At 59.6% G+C, this 302-nt stretch carries 1 protein-coding gene; it reads right to left on the bottom strand.

The genetic code is table 11. The features are described from left to right. Positions 1 to 120 precede the first annotated feature (120 nt). The coding region (locus P0G09_RS18580) for a glycoside hydrolase family 88 protein (protein ID WP_275253408.1) at positions 121 to 302 on the bottom strand (182 nt) is incomplete at its 5' end.

Genomic DNA, 302 nt, shown 5'->3' with positions numbered 1-302 from the left:
GGCACCTGTCCGGGTATACTGAATGTGCACCCGGACGATGGGTGCTCGAAGAAAAAAGTGTAAAAGCGAACCGCCTTGGCATCTGTCACCATGGCGGTTCGTTTTTTGCTGTGTCGTGTATTACTTGCGGGCGATCATCTCGGTGTAGGCCAGCACCAGGGGGCCTACGCCCTTGGCTTCGTTGCAGACCACAGGCTCACTGAAGTAGTAGGCCAGGGAGCCGTCGCGGTGGTCCTTGCCGCCCAGACCTGCCACCAGGCAGATGCCATCCAGCTGCAGGCTGCCGTCCGGGTTCTTGGAGA

Origin of the sequence: Faecalibacterium sp. DFI.5.82, from assembly GCF_029076575.1 — a bacterium.
GTDB lineage: Bacteria > Bacillota > Clostridia > Oscillospirales > Ruminococcaceae > Faecalibacterium > Faecalibacterium duncaniae.
The sequence above is the reverse complement of the archived record's forward strand: the minus strand, read 5'-3'. Positions and strand labels throughout refer to the sequence as shown.